The sequence below is a fragment of the Piscicoccus intestinalis NBRC 104926 genome (assembly GCF_001515525.1).
GTDB lineage: Bacteria > Actinomycetota > Actinomycetes > Actinomycetales > Dermatophilaceae > Kineosphaera > Kineosphaera intestinalis.
Map to the genome: position 1 here is coordinate 15,133 of NZ_BCNQ01000008.1, position 16,573 is coordinate 31,705.

The following is a 16,573-nucleotide window of genomic DNA, read 5'->3' on the forward strand; positions in this document are numbered from 1 at the left end:
TCCGCACCGCGTGGTATACCTCTCGCTTGCCAGTGGGATCACGTGGGGCGTCACACGTTTCGCCGCCACCCGCCGGCGCTGTGAACCCACGCGACGAAGCACGAGGCAGCAATGACGCACGACGCCCACGCCCCCGCGGCGCGACAGGAACCGATGGGCCGCGTCGCGGTCGCCAGCCTCATCGGCACGACGATCGAGTTCTTCGACTTCTACGCCTACGGCATCGCCGCCGCCCTCGTGCTCAACACCGTGTTCTTCCCGGAGCTGTCCGAGACGGCCGGCACCCTCGCGGCGTTCTCGACGTTCGCCGTCGCCTTCCTCGCCCGCCCCATCGGCTCCATGCTGTTCGGGCACTTCGGCGACCGCATCGGCCGCAAGTCGGTGCTCATCGTCTCGCTGCTGCTCATGGGCCTGTCGACGGTCGCGATCGGCCTGGTGCCCGACTACGGCAGCATCGGGCTGGCGGCCGCCGTCATCCTCGTCGTGCTCCGTGTGCTGCAGGGCATCGGCCTCGGCGGCGAATGGGGCGGCGCCGCGCTCCTGGCCACCGAGCACGCCCCGGAGGGCAAGCGCGGCTTCTACGGCATGTTCCCCCAGCTCGGCCCGGCGGTCGGATTCATCGCCGCCAACGCGGTCTTCCTCGTCGTGCGCCTCAACCAGGACGCGGCGACGTTCGCCGCCTGGGGCTGGCGCGTGCCGTTCGTCAGCAGCATCGTGCTCGTGCTCATCGGCCTGTGGATCCGCGTGAAGATCTCCGAGACCCCCGTCTTCCAGCGGGTCATGGACGCCCAGGACCAGGCCCGCATCCCCGTTCTCGACGTCTTCCGGCACGAATGGCGCCACCTGCTCCTCGGAGCCGGTGTCATGACGATCCAGTACACGCTCTTCTACACGGCCACGACCTACTGCCTGGCCTACGGCACCCGCACCCTGCGCATCCCGCAGACGACGATGCTCACCCTCACCATGCTCGCCGTGCTCGCGCTCGCCGCCGGCACCATCGTCAGTTCACCGCTGAGCGACCGCGTCGGACGCAAGAAGGTCATCGTCACCGCGTGCGCGGCCTCGATCGTCTGGGGCCCGGCGATGTTCCCGCTGATGAACACCGGCAACCTCGCCCTCATCTGGCTCGCGCTGGCCGGGGCGCTCGGCATCATGGGCCTGTGCTTCGGCCCCATGGCCGCGTTCCTGCCCGAGCTGTTCCCCACCCGATTCCGGTACAGCGGAGCCGGCATGGCGTACTCCATCGGCGGCATCCTCGGTGGCTCGTTGCCGCCGCTGGTCGCCACCGCCCTGCAGGCCGCCTACGGTTCCACCGCCGTCGGGCTGTACGTCGCGGCCGTCGGCGTCATCTCGCTGGCCTGCGCGCTCGCCGTCCGGGAGACCGTGCACCGCGGCCTCGACCACTGAGCCCCGCGAACCAGCGGCCGGGATCCGTCCGCAGCACCAGCCATGGTGAGGTCATCGAACCCGCCAGGCAAGGAGTTCCCGATGGCTCTCATGGTCACCCCCACCGTCCGCACCGAGATCGACGAGCTCGTCGCCTACGTCGCCCACGAGATACAGGCGATCCGCAACAGCGCGCACGGACTCACCGAACAGCAGGCCCGCGCGACCCCGTGCGCGAGCGCCCTGTCGATCGGCGGAATCCTCAAACACTGCGCTTACGTGGCCGGCGGCTGGAGTCGGCGGTCTCGGGCCGCGACCCAGGGCCCGCCGAGCCCGGAGGCCTTCGCCGAGCACGCGAAGGCCTTCAACGCCAGCTTCGCGCTCACCGACGATGAAACCCTCGCAGGCGCGCTCGCCGACTTCGACGCGGCCACCTCCCGGCTCCTGGAGGAGCTGGGCCGCCTCGACCCCAACGACACCCTGTACGAGCCGGCCGCCCCCTGGGACGACCGCCCCCAGCCCACGCCCACCCGGGTGCGGTACGCCCTGCTCCACCAGGTCGAGGAGTTCGCCCGGCACGCCGGCCACGCCGACATCATCCGCGAGCAGCTCGACGGGGCGAGCGCCGGAGGCCTCGACCTCGCCGTCACCGGCCGGCCCGGCAACCCCTTCATCCAGCCCTGGCAGCCCGCCTGATCGATCGACCGAGCCGGGCGAGGAGGCCGGGCTCCGGGCGAGGAGACCGGCCTCCGGCGAGGCGAGACCAGCCCCGGCGAGGTGACCGGCCTCCGGCGAGGAGACCGGCACCCGCCGAGCTGACCGGCTCCGGCCGAGGTCGCTCGGTCAGCTCGCGGACCCCTCCTCGTCGACCATCGCCCCGGCGAACTGCGCGTTGTACAGCCGGGCGTAGGCACCGTCGCGGGCGAGCAGCTCCTCGTGGCTGCCCTGCTCGACGATGTGGCCGGCCTGCATGACGAGGATGAGGTCGGCGTCGCGGATCGTCGAGAGCCGGTGGGCGATGACGAAACTCGTCCGGTCGCTGCGCAGGGCCGCCATCGCCTGCTGCAGCAGCAGTTCGGTGCGGGTGTCGACCGAGCTCGTCGCCTCGTCGAGGATGAGCAGCGAGGGCTGCGACAGGAACGCCCGCGCGATCGTGATGAGCTGCCGCTCGCCGGCCGAGACGTTCGTGCCGTCGTCGTCGATGACCGTGTCGTAGCCGTCGGGCAGGTGCGCGACGAACCGGTCCACGTAGGTGGCGCGGGCCGCCTCCAGGATCTCCTCCTGGGTGGCGCCCGGCCGCCCGTAGGCGATGTTGTCGCGGATCGTGCCCTTGAACAGCCACGCGTCCTGCAGCACCATGCCGATCTCGTCGCGCAGCTCGTGCCGGGACAGGTCGGTGATGTCGACCCCGTCGAGGGTGATCCGCCCGGCGTCGAGCTCGTAGAACCGCATGATGAGGTTGACCAGCGTCGTCTTACCGGCTCCGGTCGGGCCGACGATCGCGACGGTCTGGCCCGGCTCCGCCACCAGCGACAGGTCTTCGATGAGCGGCTTGGCCGGGTCGTAGGCGAAGCTCACGTGCTCGAACGCGATGCGCCCGCGCGAGCCCTCGACCGCGGGCCCGGCGACGTCGGGCACCTGCTCGTCGGCGTCGAGCAGCTCGAACACCCGCTCCGCCGACGCCACGCCCGACTGCAGCAGGTTGGCCATCGAGGCCACCTGCGTCAGCGGCTGCGTGAACTGGCGGGAGTACTGGATGAAGGCCTGCACGTCGCCGAGCGTCAGAGCACCGGCCGTGATGCGCAGCCCGCCGACGACCGCGACGAGCACGTACGAGAGGTTGCCGACGAAGAACATGATCGGCATGATCATGCCGCTGACCGCCTGCGCCCCGAAGGCCGCCTTCTGCAGCTCCCGGTTGGTGCTCTCGACCTGCGCGATGACCTCCTCGCGCCGCCCGAAGACCGTGACGAGCTCGTGCCCGGTGAACGCCTCCTCGACCTGGCCGCCGAGTTCGCCGGTGCGGTCCCACTGCCGGATGAACAGCTTCTGGCTGCGGCGCGCGACGAGCGCGGTGACCCCGACCGACAGCGGGATCGAGATCAGCGCGATGAGCGTGAGCAGCGGCGAGATCCACAGCATGAGCACGAGGATCGCGACGACCTGCACGAGCGAGTTCAGCAGCTGCCCGAAGGTCTGCTGCAGGCTCTGCCCGAGATTGTCGATGTCGTTGGTGACCCGGCTCAGCAGCTCGCCGCGCGGCCGCGTGTCGAAGTAGCTCAGCGGGAGCCGGTGCAGCTTGTCCTCGACGTCGGCGCGCAGCCGGCGCATCGCGCTCATCGCCACGTAGTTGAAGGCGCGCCCCGCGGCCCACATGAGCAGCGACGCGACGACGTACAGGGCGATGACGATGAGCAGGATGCGCCCCAGGGCCGCGAAGTCGATGCCCTGCCCGGGCACGACGTTCATGCCCGAGATCATGTCGGCCATCGTCGTCTCGCCGGAGGCCCGCAGCTGCGTGACGACCTGCTCCTTGCTCACGCCCGCGGGCAGCCGGGAGCCGATGAACCCGGCGAAGATGAGGTCGGTGCCCCACCCGAGCACCCGCGGTCCGAGCGTCGAGAGGATCACCGAGACGATCGTCAGCGCGAGGCCGCCGATGAGCGAGGTGCGCAGCGGCGCGAGCCGGCGCAGCAGCCGGGCGCTGGAACCCCAGAAGTTCAGCGACTTCTCCACGGGCATCGCCATGCCCGGGCCGCCGCCGGGGCCGCGACGCTGACCGGGCGCGGGCCGGCGCGAACGGGTGTCGGTGCTCATGCGGTCACCGCCAGCTGCGACTTGACGATCTCGACGTACGTCGGGCACGACTCCAGCAGCTCCTCGTGCCTGCCGAGGCCGACGATGCGGCCGGCGTCGAGCACGACGATCTGGTCGGCATCGACGATCGTCGACACCCGCTGGGCGACGATGACGACCGTCGACTCCCGCGTGTACGGGCGCATCGCGGCCCGCAGCCGGGAGTCGGTGGCGAGGTCGAGCGCGGAGAACGAGTCGTCGAAGAGGTACAGCTCGGGCCGGGCCACGAGCGCCCGGGCGATGCACAGCCGCTGCCGCTGCCCGCCGGAGACGTTCGTGCCGCCCTGCGCGATGTGGGCCTCCAGACCGCCCTCCATGGCCCGCACGAACGGCGCGGCCTGGGCGACCTCGAGGGCCTCCCACAGCTGCTCGTCGGTGGCGTCGGGGTTGCCGTAGCGCAGGTTGCTGCCCACCGTGCCGCTGAACAGGTACGGGCGCTGCGGCACGAGACCGACCCGGCTCCACAGCTGTTCGGGCTCGATGTCACGCACGTCCACGCCGTCCAGGCGCACCGCGCCGCCGGTGGCGTCGAACAGCCTCGGCAGCAGGTTGATCAGGGTCGTCTTGCCGGAACCGGTGGAGCCGATGATCGCGGTGACCGTGCCGGGCCGGGCCGTGAACGAGATGTCGCACAGCACCGGCGACTGCGCGCCGGGGTAGGTGAACGACACGTCGTCGAGCTCGAGCAGCCCCCGGGCGGCGCCGATCGGCGTCGGATGTTCCGGCGGCACGACGGTGGTGCGGGTGTCGAGCACCTCCATGATGCGTTCCGCGGAGACCGAGGCGCGCGGGATCATCGTGGCGACCATCGTCGCCATCATCACGCTCATGAGGATCTGGATGAGGTAGCTGATGTAGGCGAACAGCGCCCCGACCTGCATCTGCGCGGCGTCGACGCGCTGCGCGCCGAACCACAGCACGGCGACCGTCGAGGCGTTCATGACGAACATGACGATCGGGAACATCAGCACCATGAGCCGCCCGACCCCCAGCTGGGTGTCGGTCAGTTCGTCGTTGGCCACCGCGAACCGCTCGCGCTCGTGCTGCTCGCGCACGAAAGCCCGCACCACGCGGATGCCCGTGATCTGTTCGCGCAGCACGCGGTTGACGGCGTCGAGGCGGCGCTGGGCGAGCCGGAACAGCGGCACCATGCGCCGGATGATGAGCAGCACCGCGACGAGCAGCACCGGCACGGAGACGGCGACGAGCCACGACAGCCCGACGTCCTCGCGCAGCGCCATGACGACGCCGCCGACCATGGTGATCGGTGCGGCGACGAGCATGATGCAGCCCATGACGACCAGCTGCTGGAGCTGCTGCACGTCGTTGGTGTTGCGGGTGATCAGCGACGGCGCCCCGAAGTAGGCAACCTCGCGCGCGGAGAAGCTCATGACCCGCCGGAACAGCGCCGAGCGCACGTCGGCGCCCAGGCCCATCGCGGCGTGGGCCCCGGCGCGCACCGCGCCGATCTGGGTGATCACCTGCAGCAGGCTGAAGCCGAGCATCCACACGGAGACCGACCAGATGTGCGCGGTGTCGCCGACGGCCACGCCGTTGTCGATGATGTCGGCGTTCAGGCTCGGCAGGAACAGGCCGGCGATGCCGGCGATGAGTTGCAGGACGAGCACCGCCATGAGCGCCCCCCGATAGCGCGCCAGGTAGGTGCGCAACAGTCGGCTCAGCACGGGTTCTCCTTCGGGTGGGACGGGGATGTCGTCGGCGCCGGGCCGGCGCAGCAGGTGGGGGCGATCGCGGCGCCCAGCGGGGGTGCGCCCTCGCGCAGCAGCGCCCCGTCGAGCAGCAGATCGCGGACCGACTCCGGGGTCAGCGCCGCCTCGGCGACGTGCCGGGAGCCGCCCGCGAACGCGAGCAGCCTCAGCGCGTGCGCGAACTCGCTCGGCGGCAGCCGGAGCCGGTCGGCGTCGGCGGCGAACAGCCGCGCCAGAGCGGTCTCGCTCGGCGCCGCGGCCGGGATGCGCGCCTCGGGTTCGGGGCAGTCGGGATGCGGGTGGTGCGGCGGCGGCCCCATGACGCCGAGCGGGCCGAGCAGGTCGAACAGCTCGGCGAACCGGCGCATGAGCAGCCGCGCCGCGAGCTCGGTGCGCTCGCGCAGCGGCAGCTGCGGATCGACGCCCTCGAGCGCGCGACGCAACGGCACCGGGCAGGCGACGGCGCCGACGACCGCCGCGAGCAGCGCGTCCTTGGTGTCGAACGCGCGGAAGATCGTGCCCTCGGCGATGCCGGCGGCCGCGGCGATGTCTCGGGTGCTCGGCACCTCGTGCCGCTCACGCACGAGCTGAACGGTGACGTCGACGAGCTCGCGGCGGCGGTCGTGCGGGCTCAGCGGCGCCGAACGTCGGGATTTCACGCCGACCAGAATAGGTTGAGTGAGCGCTCACTCAAAAATCGTTGTCGGTCGCTCCCGGGGTCTGATCGAGGAGCGTGCGCACGAGGTGCTCGGCGGCCAGCTCGTGCCACAGGCGGGCGTGCCGCACCATGAGGTGCCCGACCCCGGCGAGGCGCTCGAGCCGCACGTCGATGCCCGCCGCGGTCGCGGCGGCGACGAACTGTTCGGTCTCGGCGGGGTCGCAGACCAGGTCGCGGGTGCCGTGCACGAGCAGCGTCTCCCGGCCGCGCAACGGGGTGGGGTCCTCGCCCGGCGGCAGCCACGGCGCGAGGCCGACGACGCTACGCACGCACGGGTGCCCGGCGACGCGCACCGCAGTGCGACCGCCCAGGGAGTGCCCCAGGAGACCGACCGGCACGCCCGGGGCCTGCGCGGCGATGCGGTCGAGCACGTGCGTCGCCTCGACGGCGGTGGTCTCCCGCCGACCGTTCCAGCCGTTGTGCCGGTGCCGCACCCGCACCACGGCGATCCGGTCACCGGAGCGTTCCCGCACGACGCGGCCGAACGGCAGCATCCGCAGGTAAGGGGCGCCCCAGCGGGGCGCCTGCCGGAAACCGCGCTCGGGCCCGCCGTGGAGCAGCACGACCACGGCGTCCGAAGGCGTGTCGGAGGGTTCGAGCCACACGTGCGGCCGGTCGGTCGCGGGTGGCGGATCGCCGGTGGGCCGCACGGGCTCAGCGTAGACCCGACGGGCCGGCCCCCGGCTCCGGAGCAGGCCACGGCGCCGCGGCGATGCTCGGGGGCGTGAGTCAGACGCGGCTGCGGTGGAAGCCGGCGTGCGAGCGGCTGGCCGTCGGGCCCCGCTGCCCCTGGTAGTGCGACCCGCGCGCCGCGCTGCCGTACGGATGCTCGGCGGCGCTGCTGAGCCGGAAGAAGCACAGCTGGCCGATCTTCATACCCGGCCACAGCTTGATCGGCAACGTGGCGACGTTGCTCAGCTCCAGCGTCACGTGACCGGAAAAGCCCGGGTCGACGAACCCGGCGGTCGCGTGCGTGAGGAGGCCGAGGCGCCCGAGGGAGGACTTGCCCTCGACCCGGGCCGCGACGTCGTCGGGCAGGGTGACCGCCTCGTAGGTGGAGCCGAGCACGAACTCACCGGGGTGGAGCACGAAGCACTCCTGCGGGTCGACCTCGACGAGCCGGGTCAGCTCGGGTTGTTCCTGGGCCGGGTCGATGACCGCGTATTTGTGGTTGTCGAACAGCCGGAAGTAGCGGTCGAGCCGCACGTCGATGCTGGACGGCTGGATCATCGCCGGGTCGAAGGGGTCGAGGCGCACGCGCCCGGCGCTCACCTCGGCCTGGATGTCGCGGTCTGACAGGAGCACGGCGCTCAGGCTACCCGCGCCGCGCCGCGCAGCCGGCCCACCGCCCCGGCGACGCATCTTTTCTGTCGAGCCGCCCACCGCCCCGGCGCCGCCCCTTCTATCACGAACTGCAGCCCTCGCCTGACGCCGACGGCGACGCCCACCGGCGTCCGACATGGAATCCGTTGGCCGCGAGGCGGTTCTCGCTATACCCAGTTTTTGCTCAAAGTCGACTCAGCCCGCGTCGAGGCAGGCCGAAGAGGGGGTCACGAGCGCAACGGAACGTGGAGCGGCCATGGCGGCCGGCGTCGGAGGGGCGTCGGCCGCCTTGGGCGCTCCACCGACCGGTCCGGGGGAGCTCTCGTCCTGCAGATCCGCCTCGACGACAGGACCGCCGCCATGAGTCATCGCCGCGTGCTCTCGGCCGCCTGCGCAGTCGGGCTCGTGCTGCCCGGCGCCGCCGTGGTGGTGCACGAGACGGACCTGCTGCCCGGCGCGGCGGTCGAACAGGTCGCGACCACGACGCTGAGCAACGCGGCGACGATGGCCGCCCCCGCGGTCGCACCCCAGGCGGCACCGGCCGCCACGGCGATGGAGCTCAAGGTCTCCCGATCGCTGACGGCCGCGTCCCGAAGCCAGTTCCTGCGTAAGGGATTCAGCGGCTATGTGGTCGACGGCGGCACCGGCTCCGTGGTCTGGGCGAGCAAGGCCGCGACCACCCGCATGCCGGCCTCGACGCAGAAGATCGTCACGGCCTTCGTGGCCCTCCGGTCGATGGACCCGAACTACCAGATCGTCACGCGCACAGCGCAGTCCAAGGACAACCCGGCCAACGTCTACGTGGTGGGCGCGGGCGATCCGACGCTGACCCCGGGCCGGCTGACGGCCATGGCGCAGCGGACGGCGAAAACGCTGCAGGCCCAGAAGCGCACGAAGGTCAACCTGTATCTCGACGACTCGCTCTTCGGGCCGGCCACGCTCGCCAGCGGGTGGCGCAACGACTACCTCGTCAAGAACGCGCAACTCGTGCGGAGCCTGACCCTGACGGGCTACCGCGGCCCGGACGGCACGATCGCCGCCGGCAACGTCGTGCGTGCCCAACTGGCCCGGCAGGGCATCACCGTGGTGCGCTACGGCCGCGGCAAGGCCCCGGCGGCCCGCGCGACGCTGGCGACGAGCCCGTCGGTGCCGGTCAAGGCCATGCTCGGGCACATGCTCAGCCACAGCGACAACGACTACGCCGAGGCGATCCTGCGCATGTCGGCGGTGATGGCCGGCAAGCCCGGCACGTGGAACGGTGCGCTCGCCCACTCCAAGAGCGTGCTGGACACCCACGGGGTGCCGACGGCCGGTTACGTCGCGCGCGATGGCTCGGGCCTGTCGCGCACCAACCGGATGCCGGTGCGCACGCTCGTGCGGGTGCTCGCCAAGCTCAACGCCAGCGCCGCGGACCGCGCGGTCGTGTTCGTGCCCACCGCGATGCCCGTGGCGGGCCAGACCGGCACCCTCGGCGGACGCTTCAAGTCCCCCGCGCACCGGTGCGCGGCCGGACGGGTCTCCGCCAAGACCGGCACGCTCAGCGACGCGATCACGCTCGCCGGCATTGCCCGCGGCGTCGACGGCCGCACCCGGATCTTCGCGTTCCTGGAGAACGGTGACACGCGGGCCGATTCGGTGCGCGGCGCCCTCGACACGCTCGCCACGAGCACCGTCGGCTGCAAGCTGTAGGCCCGCGAGTCCCGCGGCGCTCCCGGAGGCGGGTCGGAGCGGGATCGAGCCAGGTTGCAGCCGGGGCGGACGCCGGGTCGACGCCCGGTTGCGGCCGGGTCGGGCGCGGGGTGCGGTGACGGTCGGGTAGACTCACCGGCGATCAGCGTGACCACGGATCAAGGCCCGCGGAAGCGTCGATCTCGCTGGCCTCCCGGAGTCGCGCACGAGTTCGAAAAGCGCCTCTGGTCTGCGGCGATGCGAGCGTAGTTCAATGGTAGAACATCAGCTTCCCAAGCTGAATACGCGGGTTCGATTCCCGTCGCTCGCTCCAGGCACGACGAACGGCCCCGATCTACGCGGATCGGGGCCGTTCGCATCTCGTCGGGGCGAGGCGCTTCTCCTCGCCGCGCTACGCCGCGCCGCCGCCCGCGGACTCCCGGGCGCCGAGCGCGCGGCGCAGGGCCTTGTCCACGCGGGCCTGGCTGTCCAGGAGGCGCTGGGTCTCCCGGCCCACGAGCACGCCGTAGGTGTAGGTGTCCTGCCCGTCGGACTGAGCCGCCTTGGCGTACCGGCGCAACACCTCCCGAGCGACGACCGCGTCCTGGTAGTCGCCGAGCAGCTCCTGCAGGTCGACCCAGGCCGCGAGTTCCGAGGCAGGGTCATCGGCGGGCTGCGGCTCGGCCGCCCCGGCATTCGCCTCGCCGGCCTGGCCGCTCTCCCCGGCCTGTTCCGGCCCGGCGTTCGCCTCGCTGTCCTCGACGTTCTCGTTCTCCTCTGGCTCCCCGGGATCGGCCTCCTCGGGCGCCCACTTCGTCGCGGCCTCGACGGCGTACCGCGCGGCCTTGCCCTTCTTGCGCACCTCGTGCAGCTCGAACTCCCGCTCGACCGGGGTCTCCGCGGCGTCGGCGAGCAGCGCGCGCGCTTCCACGCGCTGGGTCGCCCGCATGAGCAGGTCGTGCAGCGAACGCTTCGACCGGCGTCGCCACGGCAGGTCCAGCAGAAAGTCGGCGACGGTCGCGAGCAGCCGCGCGTACCGGGCGCTTTCGAGCGCGTCGACCGCCTCCGCGTGCGCGGCGGCGTGGGTCGCGTCCAGCTCCCGCCGCAGCCGCCGGCGCACCCCGGCGCGCACGTCGCGGCGCGGCAGCTCATCGAGCTCGGACAGAATGCGTTCGCGCACCACCTCGCCGTCGCGCGCGCCCGCCAGCACCCGCGTCAGCCACCGCACCTGACGTCGCACGCGCTGCGTGGCGTCGCGGTCGAGCCACGGCCGGATCGTGCGCAGCGTCGCGCGCAGGCGGCGGGTGGCCACGCGCATCTTGTGCACGGCGTCCGGGGCGTCCTGCAGCACCGGCTCCGTGAGCGCCTGCACGACGCCGAGTTGCGCTGCGGCGTAACGCCACACGGCGAGCCGGGCGCCGCTGGGGTCGGCCTCGAGCGACACCTGCGGCGGCACCGCCACCGAGGGCCCGGGTCGCAGCCCGAGTTCGTCGAGGGCACGGGCCAGCTTCGACGGCGCCGGCGAGGGCTGCAGTCCGGCGCGGGCGAAGGCCGAGCGCACCGCCTCCAGGGTGCCGGGCGCGGCAGGATCGGCGAGTTCGACCTCGACCTCGCGCCAGGAGACGGTGCCGCCCTCCCCCGCCGATCCGCGCAGGTCCGTCGGCCGCCAGGCCTCGACGGTGTCGTCCTCGACGAGCGCCAGCAGCGTGCCGTCGGCGTCGAGCAGGCGGCGCCGCACGCGCACGGTGCGCAGCACGCACACCGGCAGCAGCACCTCGCGGTCGATGATCGGGGCGACCGCAGCCCGCAGGGTGCTCGGGATCGGGCTGCGCGCCGAGCCGGCGGGCTCGTGGAACTCGCGCCGCAGCAGCACGCCGCCCTCCCCGGTGCCGCCGGGCGTCTTGAGGTGCCAGCCGGAGTCGGTGCCGCCGGTGCGCCGACGCAGCGTGTGCTTCGCGTCGAGCAGCGCGAGGTCGGGGGTGTCGTAGTACACGGCGGTCTGGGTCATGCGCCGCGCCGACGACACCTCGGCGATCGGCCCGGATCCCTTGAACCGCGGCAACCTGGCACCCGCGGGCAGGTCGAACTTCAGCTCGGTCTCCAGCGCGGATTCACCCATCCGCCCATTCTACGAACGGGCCTCGCGCCCGTCCCGGTCGTTGGTCCGCCCCGATGAACGCGGTCCGGTCCGTGATCCACACCACCCGGCTTGCCCGGAGCCCGCTCGGTGTGCACAATCAAGTTACTGACGAGTAACACAGGCGCCGGGCGGCGCCGTGCCGTGACGAAGGGGTGCCCGTGAGCCACTACAAGAGCAACGTCCGCGACCTGACCTTCAACCTGTTCGAGGTGCTGGGCCGCGACGAGTTTCTCGGGCACGGGCCCTTCAGCGAGGTCGACGGCGACGTGGCCCGCGAGATCCTCGGCGAGGTGGCCCGGCTCGCGGAGAACGAGCTGGGCGACAGCCTGCTCGACTCCGACCGCAACCCCCCGGTCTTCGACCGCGAGACCGGCACGGTCACGCTTCCGGAGTCGTTCAAGCGCTCCTACAAGGCGTACGTCGACGCGGGCTGGGGCATGCTCAACGTGCACGGCGACCTCGGCGGCACGGTCGCCCCGCCGTCGCTGCGCTGGGCCGTGGCCGAACTCGTTCTCGGCGCCAACCCCGCCCTGTACATGTACACGGCCGGCTTCGGATTCGCTTCGATCCTCTACGAACTCGGCAACGAGGAGCAGAAGAAGATCGCCGCCCACATGGTCGAGAAGCAGTGGGGCTCGACGATGGTGCTCACCGAGCCGGAGGCGGGCTCCGATGTCGGCGCCGGCCGCACCAAGGCGGTGCAGCAGCCCGACGGCACGTGGCACATCACCGGCGTCAAGCGCTTCATCACGAGCGCCGAACACGACATGAGTGACAACATCATCCACCTCGTGCTGGCCCGCCCGGAGGGCGCGAGCGGCGGCACGAAGGGCCTGTCGCTGTTCTACGTGCCGAAGTTCCACGTCGACCCCGAGACCGGCGAGCTCGGTGAGCGCAACGGCGTGTATGTGACAAACGTCGAGCACAAGATGGGCCTGAAGGTCTCCACGACGTGCGAACTGCACTTCGGCGAGAAGGAGCCGGCGATCGGCACCCTCGTCGGCGACGTGCACGACGGCATCGCCCAGATGTTCCGGGTCATCGAGTACGCCCGGATGATGGTGGGCACCAAGGCGATCGCCACCCTGTCGACCGGTTACCTCAACGCGCTGGAGTACGCCAAGGAGCGGGTGCAAGGCGCCGACCTCGTGCAGATGGCCGACAAGTCCGCGCCGCGCGTGACGATCACCCACCACCCCGACGTGCGTCGCTCGCTCATGCTGCAGAAGGCCTACGCCGAGGGAATGCGCGCGCTCGTGCTGTACACCGCCTCCCTGCAGGACCTCATCGCCCGGCACGAGATGTCGAGCGAGGGTGTGCACACCGAGCCCGGTATGGACGCCGAGCCCGGCTCCGAGGTCGACATGGCGATGCGGGTCAACGACCTGCTGCTGCCGATCGTCAAGGGAGTCGGGTCGGAGCGGGCGTGGGTGCTGCTCGGCACCGAGTCGCTGCAGACCCTCGGCGGCTCGGGCTTCCTGCAGGACCACCCGATCGAGCAGTACGTGCGCGACGCCAAGATCGACACCCTCTACGAGGGCACGACCGCGATCCAGGGCATGGACTTCTTCTTCCGCAAGATCGTGCGCGACAAGGGCGGGGCTCTCGGGCACGTCGCCGAGCAGATCCAGGCGTTCGTCACCGATGGTCCCGCCGAACTGGCTACCGAGCGTAAGCTGCTCGGCCGCGCCGGCGAAGACGTGCAGGCCATCCTCGGGTTCATGGTCGGCGAGCTCATGAAGTCCGACCCGCGCACCGGCGAGGACAACGACCCGCGCAACCTCTACAAGGTCGGGCAGAACACCACCCGCCTGCTGATGACCGCGGGCGACGTGATGATCGGCTGGCTGCTGCTGCGCCAGGCGCAGGTGGCGCTGGCGGCCCTGGGCCGCGACCAGATCTCGGAGGCCGACCGCAACTTCTACACCGGCAAGGTCGCCGCGGCCCGCTTCTTCGCCCGCACCGTCCTGCCGCTCATCGCCGGCGAGCGCGACATCGCCACCCACACCGACAACGCGCTCATGGACCTGCCCGAGGCGGCCTTCTGATCCGACGGGCGCTCGTGGGGGCGTCGGTCGCGACCGGCCGGTGCAGCAACCGCCTGATACAAGGGAGCCGGCGCCCCCCGAGGACGCCGGCTACCCAATGATCCTGTCGCACAGGAACCCTGAACGACGGATAAGTCCAATCGGCGGACAGATTCAGCTCGTCAGACGACCCCGGAGCCGGGTTGCCACGGCCTGCGGGTCGTCGGCCTCGGTGAGCACGCGGACGACGACCGCGCGGGTGGCTCCGGCGTCGACGACCTGGCCCAGGTTCGTCTCGTCGATACCCCCGATGGCGAACCACGGCTTCACGGCGACGCCGGGTCCGGCACCGGCTCCCGAGCCGGCGCCCGGGCGGGCCGCCGCGCGCACGAGCTCGAGTCCGACCCCGGGACGCCCCGGCTTGGTGGGGGTGGCCCACACCGGGCCGGCGCAGAAGTAGTCGACGTCGGCGTCGTCGCGGGCGGCGGCCAGCTGCGTCTCGTCGTGGGTGGAGCGGCCGACGAGAGCACCGGGCGCCAGGCGGCGGCACTGGGCGGGGGTGAGGTCGCCCTGCCCGACGTGCAGCACGTCGGCGCCGGCGAGCACGGCGAGGTCGGCGCGGTCGTTGACGCTGAACAGCGCGCCCGCCTCCCGCGCGCGGCGGGCGAGCACCTCGAGCAGTTCCAGCTCGCGGGCGGCCTCCAGCGACTTGTCGCGCAGCTGGATGATGTCGACGCCGCCGGCGAAGCAGGCCGCGACGAAGGCGTCGAAGTCGCCGCGGGCCTCGCGCGCGTCGGTGCACAGGTACAGGTGCGCCTGCGCCAGCCGGTCGCGGAGGGCGTTCGTGGCCGGGCCCGCCTCCTCGAATGCCGTCATCAGGGCTGCCTCCTTTCGTCGCGTCCTTCGCCAACCCTGGCACTGTACGACGGCGGGCTCCGTCGGGATTCGCCGTTTCGACTACCGCGCTCCGAGGCGGCCGCGCAGGCCGATGCTGTGACCTGCGCTTTCGCTGTGGAAGGCAGCTCGGGCCGATGTCGCGATAGTCGATCTGGCGAATCCTCGGCGGGGCACCTCGGCCTGCAGGTGTGTCGGACACGCCCCGACGACGACGGCGAGCCCCAAAACACCCGGGAGGTTCCACGCAAGCAACCTGAGGGCGGCCCGGCTCCGGGTCGGTGCTGCCGCGAGCCGCGGGCGGCGATACGGTGGAACATCCGCGGGAGCCACGACGCGCGGTCGATGTGACCGGCCCGGTGGCTGAGAGGGCGCCCGGCGGGCGCCGACCGCTCGAACCTGCCCGGATCATGCCGGCGAAGGGAGGGTGGATGCGCACCATCGTCATCGGGGCCGGTCTCGTCGGGCTCGCGACGGCCTGGCGGCTGCGCGCCGCGGGCGCCGAGGTCACGGTGGTCGACCCGGCTCCGGCCAGCGGGGCCACCCACGCCGCCGCGGGGATGCTCGCGCCGGTCGCCGAGACGTATTACCGCGAGGAGGCCCTCGGGCGCCTCGGGCTCGCGTCGGCCACCCGGTATCCGGCGTTCGTCGACGAGGTCGCCGCGGCCCTGGGCCGCGATCGCGGCGAGGTCGGTTATCGCGACACCCGCACGCTCGTCGTCGGTGCCGACGCCGCCGACCGCGGCAGCCTGGGCGACCTGTTCGACCTGACGATCGGCCTCGGGCTGAGCATGGAGCGGTTGACGACCCGGCAGGCGCGCCGGCTCGAACCGCTCCTGTCCCCCACACTGTCCTGTGCGTTTCTCGTCGAGGGCGACCACCAGGTCGACCCGCGCGTGCTCGCGCAGGCCCTGCTGCAGGCCCTGCGGGGAGCCGGCGTCGAGTTCGTCGAGCGGCGGGCGGCCGCGGTCACCGCCTCCACGGGCGCCGTCAGCGGGGTGCAGCTGGACGACGGCACACACCTGAACGCCGACCGGGTCGTGCTCACCGCCGGCGTCGGCGCCCGCGACGTCGCCGACACCGGCGTCGACCTGCGGGGGGCGCTGCGCCCGATCTACGGTGACGTGCTGCGGCTCGACGCCCCGGCCAGCCTGCGCGGCCAGGTCACCGGCACGATCCGAGCGCTGGTCGCCGGCAAGCCCGCCTACCTCGTGCCGCGCGCCGACGGCTCGCTCGTGCTCGGCGCGACGAGCCGAGAAGACGGCAACCCCCGGGTCAGCGCGGGCGGCGTGCACGAGTTGCTGCGCGACGCGATCCGGCTGCTGCCCGCGCTCGCCGAGTTCGCCCTCGTGGAGACCGTGGCCCGGGCCCGCCCCGGAACCCCCGACAACGCGCCCCTGCTCGGGCCCCTGCCGGTGCCCGGCCTCGTCGCCGCCACCGGCACGTACCGCAACGGCATCCTGCTCGCTCCGGCCGTCGCCGACGCCGTCGCCCACCTGCTCCGGCTCGACGTCGAGTCGCCGCTGCCCGACCTGAGCCCGTTCGACCCCACCCGCTTCACCCGACCGCGCGAGAGACAGACGAAGGAGTCCGCGTGAACACTGCCACCGACGTCAGGATCACCGTCAACGAGGAGTCCCGCACGCTGCCGGCCGGCGCCACCTGCCGCGACCTCGTGCAGCAGCTCACCGGCCGTGAGGTCGGCGCCGACGGACGGCCCACGCAGGGCGCGGGCCTGGGCATCGCGCTCGCCGTTGACGGAGCGCTCGTCCCCCGCGCCTCCTGGAGCTCCACTCCGCTCGAGGCGGGCCAGGCCGTCGAGGTCGTCACCGCCGTGCAGGGAGGCTGA

Annotated in this window: 13 protein-coding genes, 1 tRNA gene and 1 riboswitch; of the genes, 7 read left to right on the plus strand and 7 right to left on the minus strand. The window is 72.3% G+C overall.

Going from position 1 to position 16,573, the window contains the following annotated elements; genetic code table 11:
* Window positions 1-111 precede the first annotated feature (111 nt).
* Together PINTE_RS02650 and PINTE_RS02655 are read left to right on the plus strand one after the other, a co-directional pair.
* The gene (locus tag PINTE_RS02650) at window positions 112-1,410 is read left to right on the plus strand and encodes an MFS transporter (RefSeq protein ID WP_068425837.1); all 1,299 of its coding nucleotides are present in this window, start codon (window positions 112-114) and stop codon (window positions 1,408-1,410) included.
* Between the two features lie 81 nt (window positions 1,411-1,491).
* Window positions 1,492-2,085 carry a DinB family protein gene (locus PINTE_RS02655; RefSeq protein ID WP_217996470.1) on the plus strand — a complete coding sequence of 198 codons (594 nt, stop codon included), beginning with the start codon at window positions 1,492-1,494 and terminating at the stop codon, window positions 2,083-2,085.
* Window positions 2,086-2,232: 147 nt separating this feature from the next.
* Here PINTE_RS02655 and PINTE_RS02660 read toward each other — a convergent pair whose 3' ends face one another.
* The 5 genes from PINTE_RS02660 to dcd all read right to left on the minus strand — a co-directional run bounded on the left by PINTE_RS02660 (window position 2,233) and on the right by dcd (window position 7,977).
* Window positions 2,233-4,206, minus strand: a complete 1,974-nt coding sequence (locus PINTE_RS02660; RefSeq protein WP_068425839.1) for an ABC transporter ATP-binding protein — start codon at window positions 4,204-4,206, stop codon at window positions 2,233-2,235.
* Window positions 4,203-5,930 carry an ABC transporter ATP-binding protein gene (locus PINTE_RS02665; protein WP_068425842.1) on the minus strand — a complete coding sequence of 576 codons (1,728 nt, stop codon included), beginning with the start codon at window positions 5,928-5,930 and terminating at the stop codon, window positions 4,203-4,205. The genes PINTE_RS02660 and PINTE_RS02665 overlap by 4 nt, the downstream gene beginning before the upstream one ends.
* Window positions 5,924-6,613 (minus strand): TetR family transcriptional regulator, encoded by a 690-nt coding sequence (locus PINTE_RS02670; protein WP_068425845.1) that lies wholly within the window; start codon window positions 6,611-6,613, stop codon window positions 5,924-5,926. The genes PINTE_RS02665 and PINTE_RS02670 overlap by 7 nt, the downstream gene beginning before the upstream one ends.
* Before the next feature lie 31 nt (window positions 6,614-6,644).
* The gene (locus PINTE_RS02675) at window positions 6,645-7,322 is read right to left on the minus strand and encodes an alpha/beta hydrolase (protein WP_068425848.1); all 678 of its coding nucleotides are present in this window, start codon (window positions 7,320-7,322) and stop codon (window positions 6,645-6,647) included.
* Window positions 7,323-7,401: 79 nt separating this feature from the next.
* Window positions 7,402-7,977: a dCTP deaminase gene (gene dcd, locus PINTE_RS02680; protein ID WP_068425851.1), complete on the minus strand. Its 576-nt coding sequence runs from the start codon at window positions 7,975-7,977 to the stop codon at window positions 7,402-7,404.
* Between the two features lie 378 nt (window positions 7,978-8,355).
* Here dcd and dacB point away from each other — a divergent pair, with 378 nt between their 5' ends.
* Complete coding sequence (gene dacB / locus PINTE_RS02685) at window positions 8,356-9,684, plus strand: D-alanyl-D-alanine carboxypeptidase/D-alanyl-D-alanine endopeptidase (RefSeq protein ID WP_084343148.1); 1,329 nt, start codon at window positions 8,356-8,358, stop codon at window positions 9,682-9,684.
* 239 nt (window positions 9,685-9,923) lie between these two features.
* A tRNA-Gly gene (locus tag PINTE_RS02690) sits at window positions 9,924-9,997 on the plus strand.
* A gap of 78 nt (window positions 9,998-10,075) precedes the next feature.
* On the opposite strand, the gene PINTE_RS02695 is transcribed toward PINTE_RS02690, so the two are convergent.
* Window positions 10,076-11,782 (minus strand): CYTH and CHAD domain-containing protein, encoded by a 1,707-nt coding sequence (locus PINTE_RS02695; protein WP_068425857.1) that lies wholly within the window; start codon window positions 11,780-11,782, stop codon window positions 10,076-10,078.
* A 179-nt stretch (window positions 11,783-11,961) separates the two neighbouring features.
* Here PINTE_RS02695 and PINTE_RS02700 point away from each other — a divergent pair, with 179 nt between their 5' ends.
* Complete coding sequence (locus PINTE_RS02700; protein WP_068425862.1) at window positions 11,962-13,851, plus strand: acyl-CoA dehydrogenase; 1,890 nt, start codon at window positions 11,962-11,964, stop codon at window positions 13,849-13,851.
* A gap of 153 nt (window positions 13,852-14,004) precedes the next feature.
* On the opposite strand, the gene thiE is transcribed toward PINTE_RS02700, so the two are convergent.
* Complete coding sequence (gene thiE / locus PINTE_RS02705) at window positions 14,005-14,706, minus strand: thiamine phosphate synthase (protein WP_068425865.1); 702 nt, start codon at window positions 14,704-14,706, stop codon at window positions 14,005-14,007.
* 330 nt (window positions 14,707-15,036) lie between these two features.
* Window positions 15,037-15,166, plus strand: a riboswitch (TPP riboswitch).
* Here thiE and thiO point away from each other — a divergent pair.
* A complete protein-coding gene (gene thiO / locus PINTE_RS02710; protein ID WP_068425868.1) occupies window positions 15,156-16,322 on the plus strand; it encodes a glycine oxidase ThiO in 1,167 nt (388 codons plus the stop codon). (Overlaps the previous riboswitch by 11 nt.)
* A complete protein-coding gene (gene thiS, locus PINTE_RS02715; protein WP_068425871.1) occupies window positions 16,319-16,573 on the plus strand; it encodes a sulfur carrier protein ThiS in 255 nt (84 codons plus the stop codon). Before thiO ends, thiS begins: the two co-directional genes overlap by 4 nt.